The sequence below is a fragment of the Sphingomonas soli NBRC 100801 genome (assembly GCF_001591025.1).
In the GTDB taxonomy this organism is placed as follows: Bacteria; Pseudomonadota; Alphaproteobacteria; order Sphingomonadales; family Sphingomonadaceae; genus Sphingomonas; species Sphingomonas soli.
In genome coordinates, this window is the sequence record NZ_BCTZ01000004.1 from 169508 (window position 1) to 186798 (window position 17291).

16 protein-coding genes are annotated in these 17291 nt (G+C 65.2%); 4 read left to right on the top strand and 12 right to left on the bottom strand.

The features are described 5' to 3' along the window. Positions 1–151: 151 nt before the first annotated feature. Genes SSO01S_RS04335 through SSO01S_RS04345 form a run of 3 tightly spaced genes read right to left on the bottom strand, consistent with a single transcriptional unit; the run spans position 152 to position 4192 of the window. Entirely contained in the window at positions 152–952 is an 801-nt protein-coding gene (locus SSO01S_RS04335; protein WP_066795697.1) for a 4-(cytidine 5'-diphospho)-2-C-methyl-D-erythritol kinase, read from the bottom strand. Further along, positions 949–2568 (bottom strand): tetratricopeptide repeat protein, encoded by a 1620-nt coding sequence (locus SSO01S_RS04340; RefSeq protein WP_157073632.1) that lies wholly within the window; start codon positions 2566–2568, stop codon positions 949–951. Before SSO01S_RS04340 ends, SSO01S_RS04335 begins: the two co-directional genes overlap by 4 nt. Beyond that, positions 2537–4192, bottom strand: a complete 1656-nt coding sequence (locus SSO01S_RS04345; protein ID WP_066795700.1) for an electron transfer flavoprotein-ubiquinone oxidoreductase — start codon at positions 4190–4192, stop codon at positions 2537–2539. The genes SSO01S_RS04340 and SSO01S_RS04345 overlap by 32 nt, the downstream gene beginning before the upstream one ends. Before the next feature lie 157 nt (positions 4193–4349). Here SSO01S_RS04345 and SSO01S_RS04350 point away from each other — a divergent pair, with 157 nt between their 5' ends. The 3 genes from SSO01S_RS04350 to moaB are packed head-to-tail and all read left to right on the top strand — an operon-like array spanning position 4350 to position 7340. Then, positions 4350–5024, top strand: a complete 675-nt coding sequence (locus SSO01S_RS04350; protein WP_245646574.1) for a uracil-DNA glycosylase family protein — start codon at positions 4350–4352, stop codon at positions 5022–5024. Next, entirely contained in the window at positions 5021–6826 is a 1806-nt protein-coding gene (locus SSO01S_RS04355) for a lytic transglycosylase domain-containing protein (protein WP_066795705.1), read from the top strand. Before SSO01S_RS04350 ends, SSO01S_RS04355 begins: the two co-directional genes overlap by 4 nt. Then, the gene (moaB, locus tag SSO01S_RS04360) at positions 6813–7340 is read left to right on the top strand and encodes a molybdenum cofactor biosynthesis protein B (protein WP_066795708.1); all 528 of its coding nucleotides are present in this window, start codon (positions 6813–6815) and stop codon (positions 7338–7340) included. The genes SSO01S_RS04355 and moaB overlap by 14 nt, the downstream gene beginning before the upstream one ends. A gap of 13 nt (positions 7341–7353) precedes the next feature. Here moaB and SSO01S_RS04365 read toward each other — a convergent pair whose 3' ends face one another. Both SSO01S_RS04365 and SSO01S_RS04370 read right to left on the bottom strand, forming a co-directional pair. After that, on the bottom strand, positions 7354–7707 hold the full coding sequence (locus SSO01S_RS04365; RefSeq protein ID WP_157073633.1) for a hypothetical protein: 354 nt from the start codon (positions 7705–7707) through the stop codon (positions 7354–7356). Positions 7708–7808: 101 nt separating this feature from the next. Continuing rightward, a complete protein-coding gene (locus SSO01S_RS04370) occupies positions 7809–8315 on the bottom strand; it encodes a YbjN domain-containing protein (RefSeq protein WP_066795714.1) in 507 nt (168 codons plus the stop codon). A 137-nt stretch (positions 8316–8452) separates the two neighbouring features. On the opposite strand from SSO01S_RS04370, the gene SSO01S_RS04375 reads away from it, so the two are divergent. After that, positions 8453–9523 carry a PA0069 family radical SAM protein gene (locus tag SSO01S_RS04375; protein ID WP_066796303.1) on the top strand — a complete coding sequence of 357 codons (1071 nt, stop codon included), beginning with the start codon at positions 8453–8455 and terminating at the stop codon, positions 9521–9523. Here the strand turns inward: SSO01S_RS04375 and SSO01S_RS04380 are convergent. The 7 genes from SSO01S_RS04380 to SSO01S_RS04410 form a co-directional block, all read right to left on the bottom strand. Beyond that, entirely contained in the window at positions 9520–10281 is a 762-nt protein-coding gene (locus tag SSO01S_RS04380) for a hypothetical protein (RefSeq protein ID WP_157073634.1), read from the bottom strand. The genes SSO01S_RS04375 and SSO01S_RS04380 overlap by 4 nt on opposite strands. Then, positions 10278–12383 carry a GDSL-type esterase/lipase family protein gene (locus SSO01S_RS17855; protein WP_245646576.1) on the bottom strand — a complete coding sequence of 702 codons (2106 nt, stop codon included), beginning with the start codon at positions 12381–12383 and terminating at the stop codon, positions 10278–10280. The genes SSO01S_RS04380 and SSO01S_RS17855 overlap by 4 nt, the downstream gene beginning before the upstream one ends. Positions 12384–12661: 278 nt before the next feature. Beyond that, complete coding sequence (gene rutA, locus SSO01S_RS04390; RefSeq protein ID WP_066795722.1) at positions 12662–13723, bottom strand: pyrimidine utilization protein A; 1062 nt, start codon at positions 13721–13723, stop codon at positions 12662–12664. 4 nt (positions 13724–13727) lie between these two features. Next, a complete protein-coding gene (rutD, locus tag SSO01S_RS04395; RefSeq protein WP_066795730.1) occupies positions 13728–14501 on the bottom strand; it encodes a pyrimidine utilization protein D in 774 nt (257 codons plus the stop codon). Next, entirely contained in the window at positions 14498–14881 is a 384-nt protein-coding gene (gene rutC / locus SSO01S_RS04400; protein ID WP_066795744.1) for a pyrimidine utilization protein C, read from the bottom strand. The genes rutD and rutC overlap by 4 nt, the downstream gene beginning before the upstream one ends. A gap of 5 nt (positions 14882–14886) precedes the next feature. Beyond that, positions 14887–15606, bottom strand: a complete 720-nt coding sequence (rutB, locus tag SSO01S_RS04405) for a pyrimidine utilization protein B (RefSeq protein WP_066795747.1) — start codon at positions 15604–15606, stop codon at positions 14887–14889. A gap of 57 nt (positions 15607–15663) precedes the next feature. Beyond that, on the bottom strand, positions 15664–17259 hold the full coding sequence (locus tag SSO01S_RS04410) for a long-chain fatty acid--CoA ligase (RefSeq protein ID WP_174520752.1): 1596 nt from the start codon (positions 17257–17259) through the stop codon (positions 15664–15666). Between the last annotated feature and the right edge of the window lie 32 nt (positions 17260–17291).

Here is a 17291-nt window from a genome sequence, read left to right on the forward strand (position 1 = left end):
ACTGACTCGGCGAAGCAAGTGCAAGCGGGGATGGCGCCCCGCCGAAGCAAGGGGCCACCGGCGAACGTCCCGCTCCTCGCGTCTGATCCGCTGGGGAAAAGATTAGTGCGGGAATGCGAAGGATCGGTTGCAGCCCGTGGTTAATCGGCGCTTACGCCGAGAGCCGCGTCGGCTGCACCCACCAGCCCGGGCGGGCCAGCGCCTGCGCGGCAGCGGCGCAGGCATCGGGCGTGTCGCACAGGGCAAAGCAGGTCGCGCCCGATCCGGACATACGCGCGAGCGTCACCCCCGGCTGCGCATCCAGCAGTTGCAGAACCTCGCCGATCACCGGCGCAATCGCCCGCGCCGGTGCCTCCAGATCGTTGCGACCGGCCCGCGGATCGCCCGCCAGCGCACCCCGGTCCACACCGTCCCAGCGGCGAAACACCTCCGCGGTGGAGACCGCCACCCCCGGATTGACGAGCAGTACCGGCGTTCCCGGCATCCCCGCCACCGGCTCCAGCCGCTCGCCCCGGCCCCGCCCGATCGCGGTGCGGCCAAACAGGCATGCCGGAACGTCCGAACCCAGCGCGTCCGCAATCTCGAACATCGCCTCGTCCGCCACGCCGTGCAGGCGTCCCAGCGCGCGCAGCGTCGCCGCCGCATCCGCCGATCCACCCCCGATGCCCGATGCCACGGGCAGTCGCTTGTCTAGCGTGATCGCGTGCGGGCACCCGCCAAAGCGCCGGACAAAGGCCGCCGCCGCGCGCGTCACCAGATTGTCACCCTCGCCCGCCAGCCCGCCCGCGAACGGCCCGGTCACCGTGAAGCTGTCCCTATCGGCGGGCTCCACCGTCACCTCGTCGCCAAACTCGACAAAGGCGAACAGGGTCTCCAGCTCGTGATAGCCGTCCTCCCGCCGCGCGCGAACGTGCAGCGCCAGATTGAGCTTGGCAGGCGCGCGCTCGATCATAGGCCCTTGTCGAGCTTTCCGGCGATGCGGTCCTTCGCCTCTGGCCCGGCATATAGCGCCGCCACATTCCATGCGTAGCGCGCCTCGTAGCGCCGCCCGAGCTTCCAATAGGCGTCGCCCAGATGCTCGTTCGGCACCACACCGCCCGGATCTCCCTTCACCGCGCTTTCGAGCAAGGGCAAAGCGCGGGTCAGGTCGCCCCGCGTGAAATAGGCCCAGCCAAGCGAGGCCGATATGCCAGGATCGTCGGGGCTGATCCTGTTCGCCCGCTCCAGCAGTTCCTGCGCTTCGGCCAGATTTTCACCGCGCAGCACCTGCGCATAGCCGAGATATTCCAGCGCCGCTGCCTGATCGGGGCCAAGCTCCACCGCGCGCCGCAGCGCCGGCAGCGCCTTGCCCCACTCCCCGGCGCGATCCAGCGCGGAGCCGTAAAGATAGTGGAGCTCCCAGCCGCCATCGCCCTCCGCCCGGCCCAGCGCCACGCGATAGGCTTCCGCCGCTGCCGCATATTGCGCGTTCCCGGCCAGTACGTCGCCATAGGTCCAGGCGTCCGCCTCCGTCGCACCCGCATCGTCCGCCAGCGCCTTTGCCAGCGGCAGCGCGGCTTCGGGGTGGCCGGCGCGCTGGTACACGCCGATCAGGCCCACCTGCGCCCCGCGCCGATAGGGGCTGTCCGCCGCCACCTTGCCAAGTTCGGTCAGCGCCTGCCTTTCGTGCCCGCCTTGCGCCAGCGCCTCGCCAAGGAACAGCCGCGCGCGATCGTCTGCGGGATCGAGCAACAGCGCGGCGCGCGTCAGCAGGATCGAAAGCGCCGGAATATCCTGCGCCGCGATATCCTCCGCCACGCCGAGGAACAGCCGCGCCGTGCCAAACACCGCACCCGGCTTCGCGCTTTTGCCCAGCCGCTTGCGAAGCTGCACGAAATCGGCGCGATCTCCCGCCAGCAGCGGCTCGGCCAGCCTGCGCTGACCGGAGACCGCGAGCAACGCAGCCGCGTCGATCCGCAGGTCGTCGCTGCCGTCAGCACCGGGCGAGAGCATTTCCGCCAGCATCGGCACCGCCTTTGCGCTTCGCCCCGTAGCAATCAGCAGAAGCGGCCGGTGATGCGCGGCAAAGCGCGTGGCGAGCACATTGCCGCGCGCCTTCTCGATCGGGGCCATCGGGTCGCCGCGCCGCTCCACTGCCAGCCATGCCTCCAGCACCGGTGTCAGGAAATCGAGCGGCCCCTTGGCGATCCGCGTCAGCGCCGCATCGGCGCCGCGGGCATCCTTCGCCTTCAGCGCCATGGCGAAGGCAAGCAGCGCGGTATCGGGCGGTGCCTTTCCGGCGCGCACCAGCACCGCCGCGGCGCGGCTCGCCAACGTATAATCCCCTGCCGTCAGCGCCTGGCGATAGGCGCGCTGCGCGAGCATGGCGTCGCCCGGCTGCGCCGCGAGCGCAGCGCCATACCCAGCCGATGCAGGTCCGGCGAGGCCCGCCGCATCCGCAATACGCGCCCGCACATATTCGGCATTCGCCTGGGCACAGGCTGGCGCGGCCGTCAGCAGCGCCAGCCCTGCCAGCAGCGCCGACCGGGCGAGTCTCCTACATGTTCGGATAATTGGGCCCGCCGCCACCTTCGGGAACCACCCAGTTGATGTTCTGGGTCGGATCCTTGATGTCGCAGGTCTTGCAGTGCACGCAATTCTGCGCGTTGATCTGGAATCGCAGATCATCGCCTTCCCCCACAACCTCATACACCCCTGCCGGACAGTAACGCTGCGCCGGCTCGGCGTACACCGGAAGATTGTAACCGATGGGAATATCGGGATCTTTCAGCGTGAGATGAACCGGCTGGTCCTCCTCGTGATTGGTGTTCGAGATGAACACCGAGGAGAGGCGGTCGAAGGTCAGCACGCCGTCCGGCTTGGGATAATCGATCTGCCGCGCCTCGCTGGCATGGACCAGGCTCTCATGGTCCGGATGATGCTTCATCGTGAAGGGCCAGCGCAGCCCCGCCAGTTCCATCCACATCGCAACGCCGGATGCGACCGTGCCCCAGGTATCGCCGAACTTCTTGACCAGAGGAACGACGTTACGAACACCACGTAGTTCCTTGTAAACCCAACTATTTTCATAAGCCTCGGGATAGGCGCTCAGCTCGTCTGACGAGCGCCCGGCCTGCACCGCGGCGAACGCCGCCTCGGCCGCCAACATGCCGCTCTTCATCGAGGTATGCGTGCCCTTGATCCGCGGCACGTTGAGGAATCCCGCGCTGTCGCCAATCAGCGCCGCTCCGGGCATCACCAGCTTGGGCACCGACTGGAAGCCGCCATCGCTGATCGCACGCGCGCCATAGCTGACGCGCTTTGCGCCTTCCAGGATCTCCGCGATCGCCGGATGCGTCTTCCAGCGCTGCATTTCCTGGAAGGGCGAGAGATACGGGTTGGTGTAGTTCAGCCACACCACGAAGCCGAGCGCGACCTGCCCGTCCGCCTGATGATAGAGGAAGCCGCCGCCATTGGCCTCGCCTTCCTTCAGCGGCCAGCCCTGGGTGTGGATCACCTTTCCGGGCACATGCTTCTTGGGATCGATGTCCCACAATTCCTTGATGCCGATGCCATAGACCTGCGGCTGGCTGTCCTTCGCCAGATCGAAATTGCGGATCAGCTGCTTGGACAGGTGTCCACGCACGCCCTCGCCGAACAGGGTGTATTTGGCATGCAGCTCAAGGCCGGGCGTGTAATCGGGCTTGTGCGTGCCATCGCGCGCCACCCCCATGTCGCCCGTGGCGACGCCCTTCACGCTGCCGTCCTCGTTGTACAGGATCTCGGCCGCCGCGAAGCCCGGGAAGATCTCGACGCCCAGTTCCTCGGCCTTGCCCGCCAGCCAGCGGCAAAGGTTGCCGAGCGAGCCGGTATAGGTGCCCTTGTTGTGCAGGAAGGGCGGCGTCATGAATTCGGGGAAGCTCGATTTGCCCTTTTCGCTCAGGATCCAGTGGTGATTTTCGGTCACCGGGGTGCGCGCCATCGGGCAATCCTGCTGGCGCCAATCCGGCAGCAGTTCGTCGAGCGCCTTGGGATCGACGACCGCGCCCGAAAGGATATGCGCGCCGACTTCCGAACCCTTTTCCAGAATGCAGACCGACAGTTCCGATCCCGCATCCGCTGCCAGCTGCTTCAGGCGGATCGCCGCAGAAAGCCCCGCAGGGCCCGCGCCGACGATCACCACATCGTACGGCATCGACTCGCGTTCACTCATAGCCAAATCCCCTGCATGCTCATTTTGGGACGCTGCTTGCGCCTGTCGTCGCGCGCTGGCAACGTCCTGTCCCCGCGTCGATGAAGGTAGATTGACCGCGACGTCAACTGGGATTCAAAGAAAGGGTATGGGGGCGGAACAAGCTCAGAACTGGCAGGTGGCGATCGCAAGCGCGCTCGAATGGTGGCGCGATGCCGGTGTCGAAACGCTGCAGGACGATGCGCCGCACGATTGGCTCGCGCGCCCCGTGGCCATGCCCGAAGCCGTGGCGAAGGCCGCTGCCGTAGCGGCCGCGCCTGCCGAGATATTGCCGACCACGCTGGAGGATTTCGTCGCCTGGCGCATGGGCCCGGCGGCGCCCGAGAATGGCTGGCACACCCCGTTGATCGCGCCGCGCGGTCCTGCCCATCCCAAATTGGTCGTGTTCTCGGATATGCCATGCGCCGAGGATGTGGACGGATTGCTGACTGGTCCGTCCGGCCGGATGTTCGATCGGATGCTCGCAGCGATCGGGCTGGATCGCGATTCGGTCTATCTGGGGTCGCTCGCGGTAGCGCGGCCGATCACCGGGCGCATCCCTCCCGAGCAGGAGGGTCGGCTGATCCAGCTTGCGCGCCATCATCTCAGCCTGCTCAAGCCCGAACGGCTGCTGCTGCTCGGCCAGCCTGCGGAACGGATCGTCGATGGCACCGCCAATGGTTTAGACGATGTTAACCTTTTTGGCTGCACCACGCGGGCAGTGGCGAGCTTCCATCCGCGTTTCCTGGATCGGCCCGCCGCCAAAAGCGAAGCCTGGAAGCAATTGTTGCTGTTGACCCGGGGGAGCCTGTGAACAAGCGTATCCTGCTCGCCGCTGCGGCGATCCTCACCTTTCCCGCCATCGCGCAGGCTGAAGAGCCGCCTGCCGCTCCGCCTGCACGCGACGGCGGCAGCACGTCCGCGCCCAAGGTGCGTGACGGAGACGGCATCCCCGATCAGCTCGATAGCCAGCAGCGCGAGGGGTATCGCACGGTCTTCGGCGCGATCCGCCGCGAGAAATGGCAGGACGCGCAGCTCCAGCTCGATTCGATGAAGCCCGGCCCACTCCATCCAATCGCCCGCGCCGAGCTTTACACCGCCAGGAACTCTCCAAAGGTCGAACTCGCCCCGCTGATGGCGTTGCTGGCCGAAGCCCCCGAACTGCCCCAGGCCGAACAGATCGCCCGCATGGCGAAGACCCGCGGCGCGACGAGTACGCCTGCGCTGCCGATGGCCCAGCGCCTCGTATGGTATGATGGCGCGCCGGTGCGCCAGCGCGCCCGCACGGTCAGCAGCGATAATGCCGCGATGGAAGTCGCGCTTGCGATCCAGCCCTTTATCAAGGCCGATGACGGTCCCGGTGCCGAAGCGTTGGTCGAGCGTCTGGGCGTCAATCTCACGCCCGAATCCGCAACCGAATGGCAGCAGAAGGTCGCCTGGATCTATTACGTCTCCGGCGACGATACCAATGCCCGCCGCATGGCCGCCCGCGCGCAGCAGGGGGTGGGCAATTGGGTTGCCCAGGCCGATTGGGTCGCGGGGCTCGCCGCCTGGCGCCAGCAGGATTGCGAAAGTGCCGGCGCTGCTTTCGATCGCGTTGCGACCCGCGCCGCCGATACCGAACTCCGCTCTGCCGGGCTCTACTGGGGATCGCGCGCCGAGATGGCGTGCGGTCGCCCTGAAAAGGTCTCGCCAAAGCTTCGCGGAGCCGCACAATATAGCGAAACCTTCTACGGCCTGCTCGCCCGGCAGTCGCTGGCGATCGAGACCCGGCCGGTACGCGGCGAAACCTTCGTCGCCGAAGACTGGAAGGCGCTGGAACGCCGCCCGAACATCCGCGTCGCTGCGGCCTTGGTCGAAATCGGCGAAACCCAGCTTGCCGACGAAGTCATCCGGCATCAGGCAAAGCTGAGCGCCAACGCGCCGGAGCATGCCGCCCTCACGCGCCTTGCCGGCCGCCTCAGCCTCCCCGCCACGCAATTGTGGCTGTCGCACAACGGCCCCTCGGGCGCGGTGGTTCAGGTCGCCGCGCGCTATCCCGCGCCGAACTGGGCGCCCGATGGAGGCTGGCGCGTCGAAAAGGCCCTGGTCTTCGCCCACACGCTCCAGGAATCGCGCTTCAATGCCGAGATCCGCAGCGCAGCCGGAGCGATGGGGCTGATGCAGGTGAAAACCGGCGCGGCCACCGATGTCGGCCGGCGCAAGGGCGTCACCTATGCCGCATCCGATCTCACCAAGCCTTCGGTCAATATGGAGATCGGCCAGTCCTATCTCGAGCAATTGCGCGACGGCTCCGTCACCGGCGGCCTGCTGCCCAAGGTGATCGCCGCCTATAATGCGGGGCCCACGCCGGTGCAGCTCTGGAACACGATGAGCCGCGATGGCGGCGATCCCCTGCTCTATATTGAGAGCATCCCTTATTGGGAGACGCGCGGCTATGTGATGACCGTGCTGCGCAATTACTGGATGTACGAGAATCAGGAGGGGCGGAAATCGCCCAGCCGTGAGGCGCTGACCCAGGGGCTGTGGCCCAAATTCCCCGGCATGCCCGGTGCCTCGGCGGTCAGGATCGGCGGCCGCACGTCCACAACCCGGGGCGATCTTGGCAATCGATGAGAGTATCGCGTTCCGCCCCGTGCGGATCGCGCTGCTTACCGTTTCCGACACCCGCACGCTGGCCGACGATCGCTCGGGCGACCGCCTCGTTCAGCGGCTGACTGCGGCGGGCCACGTCCTCGCCGATCGCGCGATCGTTCGCGACGATCCCGAGGCTATCATCCGCAAGCTGCACGCCTGGATCGACGATCCCCAGGTCGATGTGATCCTCACCACCGGCGGCACCGGCGTCACCGGCCGCGATGTGACCCCCGAGGCGCTGGCCCGCGTGTGGGACAAGGAAATTCCCGGCTTCGGCGAGCTTTTCCGCTGGCTGAGCTACCAGAGCATCGGCACCTCGACGATCCAGTCGCGGGCCACCGCCGGTGTCGCGCGCGGCACCTATATCTTCGCGCTCCCCGGCTCCACCGGCGCGGTCACCGATGCGTGGGACGGCATCCTCGCCACCCAGCTCGATATCCGCCACAAGCCCTGCAACTTCGTCGAACTGATGCCGCGTCTGATGGAGCGATAGCGCTCCGCAAGATCTAGCGCAGCGTTCCCCGTCCGGTGGTGGTGCAGAAGTTCTGCTCGGATGCATAGGCAAGGCAGGAGCGCCGTCCGCTGACATTCAGCGTGACATAAACCGTGTCATTCATGTCGTTCGTATAGCTGAAGCGCGCCTTGACAACCGTGGCGTAGGAATTCGAATCGACCACCTGGAAATTGCGCAGGCTGTTATATTTGTAGGTGAACACCAGCCAGCGGGTCGATTCGTCCCGCAGCATGGTTTCCAGATAGTCGAGCCAATTATCTTCGGTCGATTGGGCGAACGACGCGGCAGGATTGAGAAACAACAGCCCCGCGCCCAGCGCGACAAGCATTCTCTTCGCAATCGCCATAGACCCGCTCCCCTTCACCATCGGTGATTTGATACGGGTCGGGCGGGGCCGCTCAATTGGAGATTGATCTGATCCGGGTCAATGCGATCGAACTTGCTCCATCATGGTTGCTTTTTCTCGCCAAGCTCTTTCCCGAAGAAGTCGCCTGCTTCGCCCAGCATCGATGTCCACCAGTCGAGCACATCGGCAAAGTTGCGCGCATTGATGCCTCCGATCGTCGGCACGTCATAGGCCATGACGAACCGGCCATCGTCCTTCACCGCGGCCTGAATGAAGCGGTGGCTCGAATTCCATTTGTTCGCCAGCAGCGGCGTCGCGTCGGCATCCTTCTCGAAGATCACTTCGAAGCGCAGGGAATCGCAATTCTTCGCCTTCTCGCAGCCATAGAAATAGACGTCGAAATGATAGGGTGCCCCTTCCACCTCGATCAGCGGATCGCCATTGCCATCCTTGCCGAGCTTGGGCTTGAGCTTGGCTTTCTCCAGCGCGGCAAAAACGGTCGCCGGCGCGCTCGCGCACACCTGCCCGGCGGGGCACGCATCGCGATCCTGCGCGAACGCCGGTGTAGCCAAGATCGCGACAACGGCCGCGAAGAAGAACGAACGCATGAGCCCCCCGATTTCGCCGCAGCCTATCACGCGCCCGCCCCCTGGCAATCACTGCTGATCGGACTCGTTGACGAATACCCCCGCCAGCGCCTTCTCATGTTCTTGCTATGTTCTCGGATGCAGCTTATCCTTGCGCAATGCCGAAGAGTCGAGCCATTCGCGGTGCCACGTTCAACCGGGAAAGCATCCGCTTCAATCTGCCCGGTCGCGAAAGCGATGGCGACTGGCTCGACGATCGCGAAACCGTCGACGGCGAAGCACCGCCGATCCGAACGACCGTGACGGTGGAGAAAGCCCGCACGATCATCACGCGCAACCAGTCCCCCGACATCGCCTTCGATCGCTCGATCAACCCCTATCGCGGCTGCGAGCATGGCTGCATCTATTGCTTCGCGCGGCCCACCCACGCCTATCACGATCTCTCGCCGGGGCTGGATTTCGAGACAAAGCTGTTCGCCAAGCCCGATGCCCCTGCCCTGCTCCGTGCCGAGCTTTCGAAGCGCGGCTATGTGTGCAGGCCGATCGCGTTCGGGACCAACACCGATCCCTATCAGCCGATCGAGCGCGAATGGCGGATCACGCGCGGCTGCATCGAAGTGCTGGCCGAATGCGACCATCCGCTGACGATCACCACCAAATCCGATCGGGTAACGCGCGATCTGGATCTGCTCGCGCCCATGGCCGCGAAGGGGCTGGCGGCGGTGATGATCTCGGTCACCTCGCTCGATCCCAGGATCGCGATGACGCTGGAGCCGCGCGCCGCCGCGCCGGCCAAGCGCCTCGCCGCGATCCGCAAGCTCAGCGATGCGGGCATTCCGGTCTTCGTCTCCTTATCCCCGATCGTGCCGCAGATCACCGATCACGAGATGGAGCATATATTGGAGAAAGCGGCGGCAGCGGGCGCGCGGGCGGCGTTCTTCCTCCCCGTCCGCCTGCCGCATGAAGTAGCGCCGCTATTCCGCGCCTGGCTCGACACGCATTTCCCCGATCGCGCGGCGAAGGTGATGGCAACGATCCAGTCGATCCGCGGCGGCAAGGATAACGACCCCAATTTCTTCACGCGAATGCGCGGACAGGGGCCGTGGTCAGACCTGCTCCGCACCCGCTTCCACATCGCCTGCCGCCGCTACGGGCTGGACGGCGAGCGCTTCAACGTCCGCACCGATCTCTTCCGCCCGCCCGCCGGTCCGCAGGGGGAGTTGTTCTAGCGCGGGCGGGCGTTGCCCACGCGTGAGATCGGCAGCGAGGCGACCGCCTGCGCCTGCTCCCGGGTCAGTACCTCCAGCTTGGCGTCCGAAAGCCAGGCATCGCCCCGGCCCTGCAGCAGAAAGCCATAGCTGACATGATTGGCATAATCAGGCACGGGCCCGACGACGAGGTGGACGGTGCGCCAGCCATGCGTGCCCTGCAGCGGCGAATCGCGCGTATCGCCTCCCAGCCCCCGGCGGTTCCGCTCGTCGCCCGTCGCCAGCCAGAAACGGACCAGACCCGCCTTGCGCGTCGATACCCGCGCCGAGAAATGGAGGTAGCGGCCGTGCATCCCCTCGGAGGAAACGATCCGGCGCAATTGGGCAAACCCGTTCGTCGCATAGGCCTTCGCGCCGATGCAGATCGGCTTGTCGGGCTCGATCGGCACCCGGAATCGATAGTCGCCGATCGCATTGCCCGCGCGCTGCCAGATCGCCGGGCCGAGCAACGGCTCGTCGTCAGGACGCCAGCGCATCGTGCCATCCGCATCCGGCCCGATCACGCGCTGCTCGCCTACACCGAGTGACACTGGCACCCTGTCGAGCGGATCGCCATCCCGTTCGTAGCAACGCGGCACGGCCTCTACCACGATGCCCTCGTCTTCCTTCAACATGCCCGAGACAATGATCTCATAGCCGTCATCCTCTGTCTCCTGCGCGAGGGCGGCGGAGGGGGCCAGAAGCGCGAGCGCGAGGAGCGCGGGACGCATGCGCGTCACTGGCACATCTTTCCGAAATCCGGCAGTGTCGGCCCCGCCGGGACCTCCATCCCCTTCGCCCTCAGCGCACCCTCCAGCCCCTGTGGCCGCGGCGGCAGCGCAGGGTTCACTTCGCTGCGGTAATAGGGATCGCGCGATGCTTCCTCCAGGGTCACGAACCGGAAGCCCTTCTTGCGATACATCTCCAGCAATTGCGGCATCAGCCGCGCATCGAGCGCGCCGAGGTGCATCAGCAGCACATAGGGGATGTCGCGGCCATAAAGCGCGCGCGACATTGCCCGGTAGCGATCCGCATTGGCGGCGGCGCCCGCGAGCCATGCCTTTTCCATCTCGGCGAGCGCGGCGTAATCCTGCCTGGCGACGCAGCGGGCATAAGGCGCGGTATAGGCCCAGTCGCCGAAATCCATCGTGACGGTGGCGACCTTATAGCCCTTGTCCGCCAGCAGCTTTCGGATGCGCGCGCGCTTGGCCGGATCGGCAGAGGCTTCTGCGAGGAACGGATAGCGGAACCAGCGCCAATCCTCGCTGCCCATCTTGCTCGCCAGCAGCGCCTCATTCTTCGCCACTTCCTCTGCGAATTGCGCGTCGGTCAACTGGTCCAGATTGGCGTGGCTCCAGCCATGATTGGCCAGCGGCAGTCCCGCCGCCCGCCACGCATCGAGCACCTTTTCGCCACCCGGCGCCTGGGCCAGCAGCGCCCCGTTCAGAAATCCCGTCGCTGGGGCATCCGCCGCCTTCAGCGCAGCGATGATCCCGTCGGCCACCTCCGGCCATGTCGTCCCCACCGGCAATTGGCCATGCGCGGGCATGTCATCAAAGGTCAGCGCGATCGCGGGCGGCGGTGGGGGAACCTGCCGTCCCTTGTCCTTCGATTTGGGCGATAGCAGCGACAGCGGCACCGCCTCCGCCATCACCTGATAGCCCATCATCGATGGGTGCAGCCCGTCGCCCGAATCCAGATCGGCGCGCAGCACCAGCGGGTTTGCGGGATCGCGCATCACCGCATCGAAATCCACTACCGCATCGAAATTGCCCGGCGTCCGGATCCAGGCATTCACCGCCGCGCGATCCGCCTCGTTCGCCGCATCGGGATGATAGAATGGCGATGCGCCATCGGGCATGATCGTCCCGCCGATCACCTTGATGCCGCGTGCCCGCGCGCGGGTAACGATCTGCTGGAGTGTCCCGATCATCTCCTTCACCAAAGCGGCATGCTGCTCGGGCGTCGCGGGCGCTTCGCGGGTCAGCGTGCCCAGATCGTTGATCCCCTCGATCACGATCAGATGCGTCACGCCCGGTGGCGACAGCACCTCGCGCTCGAACCGGGCAAGCGCGTTCGGCCCCGCCCCGTCCAGCCGCAGCCGATTGCCGCCAATCCCCGCATTGAGCACCGCCATGTTCCGCGTCGCCGGATCCGCGCGCATCCGCAGCATCAGCGCGTCGGGCCAGCGCAGATTGGTGTTGGGCTGCACGCCATATCCATCGGTGATCGAATCCCCCAGGATCACGACAGCGCTGGCCCCCGGCGCATCCACCTCGATCCCGCCGAGCAGATACCAGCGCGTACCCGTCTTCGCGCCCGGTAGGTCCGCCGCGCCCGCCTGATCGCCCTTGGCGAAATAGCTGTGCGCCCGCGCGCCGGGATGGCTGGTCTGCCGGTCCGGCGCCTTCGGCAGGTACAGGCTGATCGTCAGGTCCGCGCCCGCCTCCACCGGCAGCGCGACCGGGTCCGACCAATATTCCGCCCCCGCCGGAATGACGACCCTCGCCTCCCCGTTGAACGTCAGCCGCTTCAGGCTGGCCGGATCGATCTTCGCGCTGGCATTGTTGGCGGAGCGCGCAATGCTCGCCGCCCCGATGGTGAGCGGCGCATTGCCGAAGACGTTGGACAGCCGCACGCGAAGCTGCCTGCCCCCCAGCGTGATCCGCACCACCTGGCGCAGCGTCGCGTCGGTCAGGTCGGCATCGGCCGCGATATTCTCGTTCGTCGGCACCATCAGCGCCGTGGCCCATCCCGCCACCCAATGCGACCGCTCCTGCGCCTGCGCGATCGGCACTACGCACAACAGGATAATCGCCCAAAGCGCCCGAACCATCCTCATCCCCGTCTCCCGCTTGTTGCGCGTGGTAGCGTTACCATAAGCGATAGGGTGGCAGAGGCAAGCGGATGGGTTCGGAACGGCATTCAGACGCCCGGCTCCATCGAGCGGCGCGGCCAACTTAGCCGGTCTCGCGGCTCTCCACATCGCCCTTGCAATGTAGGATTTCGTCTGCTTGCATCGAGCGGCCAGCCCTCTGGATGGCCGCTCTTTGACAAGTCCGAACAGTCGCCGGAAACGGCGTTCTTGGTGTCACCTTTGTGTCACCTTTCGACGCGCAATTATTTCTGTCGGCTCTTCATCAGCGGCTGGATACGCGTCCCGAAATTCTCGACGCCTTCCAGGAAATGATCGAAGGTCAGCAGCACGCCGCCCGTATTCGGCACTTCCGCCATCTCGTCCAGCATCCGCGCGACGCTTTCATAGCTGCCGACAAGCGTACCCATGTTGATGTTCACCGCGCCTTCGGGGGCGGCGAGCTGGCGGACGTTGGTGGTCGCGTTGACCTTGTCCGCCGCGCCCTGATTGGCGAGCCAGGCAATGGCATCATGGTCGACGCCGTCATTATACGACTTCCACTTTGCCATCGCTTCCTCGTCCGTCTCGGCGGCGATCACCATGATCAGCACGAAGACGGATACGTCGCGCCCGGTCTTCTCGAGCGCGGCGGCCAGGCGTTCGTTGTTGAAGGCAAAGGCTTTGGGCGTGTTGACGCCCTTGCCCAGGCAGAAGGCATAGTCCGCCCATTGCGCGCTGAAGGCCAGGCCCTCGTCCGAAGAGCCCGCGCAGATGATCTTCATGTCCCCCTGCGGCTGGGGCCGGACGAGGCAATCGTCCATCTGGTAATAGTCGCCCTTGAAGTCGCTGCGGCCCGTCTCCCACAGCTCGCGCAGGATGTGGGCATATTCGTCGAGCATCTTGTAGCGATTGCGGAAATGGTCCTCGCCCGGCCACAGGCCCATCTGGCTATATTCGGGCTTCTGCCAGCCGGTAATCAGGTTGAGCCCGAAGCGGCCATGGCTGATGCTGTCGATCGTGTTGCACATCCGCGCGGCAAAGGCCGGGGGGATGACGAGCGTCGGGCAGGTCGCGTAGATCTTGATCTTCTCCGTGACGGCGGCGAGCCCCGCCATCAGCGTGAAGCTCTCCAGGCCGTACTCCCAGAACTCGGTCTTCCCGCCAAAGCCGCGGAGCTTGATCATCGAGAGCAGGAAATCGAGGCCATGCTTCTCGGCCGCGATCGCGATCTCCTTGTTCATGTCGAAGCTCGGCTTGTACTGGGGAGCGTTCTCGCTGATCAGCCAGCCATTATTGTTGATGGGTACGAAAACGCCGACCTGCATGGTGCTAGCTCCCTAGAAAATCGAGGACATGGCGCTCGAAGGTTTCCGGGTCGGTGACGTTGCAGCCATGCCCTCCCCAGCCCATCATCGCGAGCTTCGCCCCCCTGATGCCCTCGGCAAGGTGCCGCGAACAGTTCGATGGCACGAGCATGTCATCCTCGGCGGCAAGCGCAAGCGTCGGCGCGGATATTTGTGATAGTTGCGCATCTATATCGAAGGCGCGCAGCGCTGCGATGCGCCTCTCATAGGCTTCCGCGCCCGCGAAATGCGCCAAATGCTGCTCGGTCTCGGCGACGAGCTGATCGTGATGCTCGGACAGCCAGTTGGCCGGAAACAGGAAGATCGGCTGCGCTTCCAGATAGGCGCGCGGGCCGCTGTTACGCAGCAAGGCCAGCCGGGCATCGAAGCATCGGGCAAAATGCGGATCGGGCCGCGACCAGCCGTTGACCAGAACGAGGCGATCGATCCGCTCGGGTGCCTTGAGCGCTGCCGCCAGCCCCGCGACCGCACCGGCGGCGTGGCCGATGATGGTGGCCTTACCCAGATCGAGCCCGTCGATCAGCGCGAGGATATCGTCGCCCATCTGCTCGACGGTGACGGTATCGGGCAACGCCCGGTCGCTACGCCCGGTGCCCCGGTGATCATAGAGGATGACGCGGTGGTGCGCGGCGAGCGCCGGGAGGTTTGGCAACCAGTAATTGCCCGAGCCGCCAAGCCCCGCCGAAAGTATCAGCGGCGGGCCAGCGCCATGCGATTCCCAGTAGAGTCCGTCGATCAACCGATATGCGCCACGCTGGCGATCTCGACGAGGCACTCCGGCTTCACGAGATCGCATTTGATGCAGTAGCGCGCCGGCTTCGCGCCCGGGAAATACTCGGCATACACCGCATTGAACGCGGCATAGTCGCCTAGGTCTTTCAGGAAGATGTGGTTCATCGCCACGTCCGCCATGGTCGCCCCGGCGGCTTCCAGCGTGATCTTTATGACGTCCAGCACATGCCGGGTCTGCGCCGCGGCATCGCCGACATGGAGGACCACCCCCCCCTCGCCCAGCGCCAGCACGCCCGAGACATAGACGGTGTTTCCGGCCTTCGCGCCAGCGGAATAAGGTGCGATCGGGGTCGGGAATTGAGGCGGATTGATCGGTTCGAAGGGCATTTGGCTCACTCCTTGGGCAACTGGCCGAAACTCCCGCAGAAGTCCTGCGTGGTGCTCACCCAGCCGAAGAATTTCTCGACATTGTAAACCGTCGCTTCCTGCATCGCGGGCGGCCCCAGATGATGCGTCGCATCCTCCAGCATCACCCCGAAATATTCGAGGTGGAAGCCATCGCGCAGGGTGCTCTCGACGCAAACATTGGTGGCGATCCCGACGAATATGATCGTCCGGATGCCCCGTGATCGCAGCACGCTATCGAGCTGCGAATTGAAAAAGGCCGAATAGCGCGTTTTGCCGATGACGATGTCGCCATCCTGCGGCCTGAGCGCATCGACCAGATCATAGTCCCAGCCGCCCCGCGCCAGCAGCGTACCCGCCAGTTCGGGACGCTTGCGCATCGTCTTGAGCGCATTGGATTTATGCCAGTTCGGCGATCCCGGGCCGCCCGCCTCGACATAATCGGGGTCCCAGCCATTTTGCAGATAGACCACCTGGATCCCCGCCCCGCGCGCCACTTCCAGCACCTGGGCAATCTTGCCGATCGTGCCCGCCGCGCCGGAAATGTCGAACCCGGCTTGATCCACATATCCGCCCGGTGACGCATAGGCGTTTTGCATGTCGATCACGACCACCGCAGTTTCCTGCGGCACGACGCGAACGGCTTCGGGACGCGCCCCGAGGGTCACACCCTCCACGCCCGCCGATCCAATGTTCACCGTTTCCATTTCGCCGAATGTTCACCAGAAGCGCTGCGGGCACAAGCCTTGCAGTCTCGTGGGCGCTCACACAGCGGCGAGCTTGAAGTCCTTATACTGCTCCCGGATCGCCGTCTTGAGCAGCTTGCCGGTGGCGGTGTGCGGCAGCGACTCCACGAAATGCACCTCATCGGGTAGCCACCATTTGGCGACATGGCCCGCCAGATGTGCCTGGATTTCCTCCGCCGTAACGTTGCTTTCGGGCTTGCGGATTACCAGCAGGATCGGTCGCTCGTCCCAACGCGGATGATACACGCCGATCGCAGCGGCCTCGGCGACGCCGGCACAACCGACCGCGGCATTCTCCAGCTCCACCGAGCTGATCCATTCGCCGCCGGACTTGATCACATCCTTTGCCCGATCGGTGATCTGCATCACGCCGTCCGGATGGAGCACCGCGACGTCGCCCGTGTCGAACCAGTTATCCGCATCGACGCAGGGGCCGTTCTCGTCCTGGAAATACTGGCGGATGATCCACGGTCCACGTACCTGCAACCGGCCCGAACTGACGCCGTCGCGCGCCTGCACCTTGCCTTCATCATCGACAACACGCAGTTCGACGCCGAACGGCACCTTGCCCTGTTTGCTGACCTGATCGACCTGCTGTTCGAAGCTCAGATCGTCCCAATCATGGGATGGCGCGCCCATCGTGCCGATCGGGCTGGTCTCGGTCATCCCCCAGGCATGATTGACGCGAACGCCCATCTTCATGATCCGCTCGATCATCGCGCGCGGCGCTGCGGATCCGCCAATGGTCACGATCTTCAAATGCTCTGGCGCATCGCCGGTCGCATCCATGTGCTGGAACATACCAAACCAGACGGTGGGCACGCCGGCCGAGTGCGTGACCTTTTCGCGGTTCATCAGTTCGCACAGGACCTTGGGTTCGTTGACCGCGCTGAACACGAACTTGGCGCCCACGGCAGCGCAGGCGAAGGGCAATCCCCAGCCCACCGCGTGGAACATCGGCACGATCGGCAGGACGACCGACTGGGTAGAAAGATCAAACTCGGCGGGCTGCAATTCGGTGATCGCGTGGATCACGGTCGAGCGGTGGGTATAGACGACGCCCTTGGGATTGCCGGTGGTGCCGCTGGTGTAGCAGAGCATGCAAGGATCGCGCTCGTCGCCCTCCACCCATGCATAGTTGCCGTCCTCCTGCGCGAGCAGCGCCTCGAAGCTGTCGGGCCCGTCGCCATCGAAGCAGTAATAGTGTCGGATCGTCGTCCATTGCGGCTTCATTCGCTCGACGATCGGCGCGAAGGCCTTGTCGTAGAACAGGATCCGGTCCTCGGCATGATTGCCGATAAAAGCGAGTTGATCATCGAAAAGGCGCGGATTGATCGTGTGGATCAGCCCACCCATCCCGATCGCGCCATACCAGGCGACGAGATGGCGGCTATGGTTCATCGCGAGCGTGGCGACCCGGTCGCCCTTGCCAATCCCCAGCCGTTCCAGCGCCTGCGCCAGCTTCCGTGCATCGCGGGATACGCCCGCCCAGGTGGTTCGCGTCTCGGTGCCATCCGCCCAGCGGCTGACGATCTCGCGTCCCCAGTGCTCGCGAGCCGCATGATCGATCAGCCGTGGCACCCGAAGCTCGAAATCCTGCATCCCGCCCAGCATCAACCTCTCCATACCGATTTTTCGATAATCTA

Excerpts from the sequence above, each read along its gene's own strand:
- SSO01S_RS04335 (WP_066795697.1), bottom strand. The coding sequence starts at position 952 with ATGATCGAGCGCGCGCCTGCCAAGCTCAATCTGGCGCTGCACGTTCGC.
- SSO01S_RS04345 (WP_066795700.1), bottom strand. The coding sequence starts at position 4,192 with ATGAGTGAACGCGAGTCGATGCCGTACGATGTGGTGATCGTCGGCGCG.
- SSO01S_RS04365 (WP_157073633.1), bottom strand. The coding sequence starts at position 7,707 with ATGGCGATTGCGAAGAGAATGCTTGTCGCGCTGGGCGCGGGGCTGTTG.
- SSO01S_RS04370 (WP_066795714.1), bottom strand. The coding sequence starts at position 8,315 with ATGCGTTCGTTCTTCTTCGCGGCCGTTGTCGCGATCTTGGCTACACCG.
- SSO01S_RS04375 (WP_066796303.1), top strand. The coding sequence starts at position 8,453 with ATGCCGAAGAGTCGAGCCATTCGCGGTGCCACGTTCAACCGGGAAAGC.
- SSO01S_RS17855 (WP_245646576.1), bottom strand. The coding sequence starts at position 12,383 with ATGAGGATGGTTCGGGCGCTTTGGGCGATTATCCTGTTGTGCGTAGTG.
- rutA (WP_066795722.1), bottom strand. The coding sequence starts at position 13,723 with ATGCAGGTCGGCGTTTTCGTACCCATCAACAATAATGGCTGGCTGATC.
- rutC (WP_066795744.1), bottom strand. The coding sequence starts at position 14,881 with ATGCCCTTCGAACCGATCAATCCGCCTCAATTCCCGACCCCGATCGCA.
- rutB (WP_066795747.1), bottom strand. The coding sequence starts at position 15,606 with ATGGAAACGGTGAACATTGGATCGGCGGGCGTGGAGGGTGTGACCCTC.
- SSO01S_RS04410 (WP_174520752.1), bottom strand. The coding sequence starts at position 17,259 with ATGCTGGGCGGGATGCAGGATTTCGAGCTTCGGGTGCCACGGCTGATC.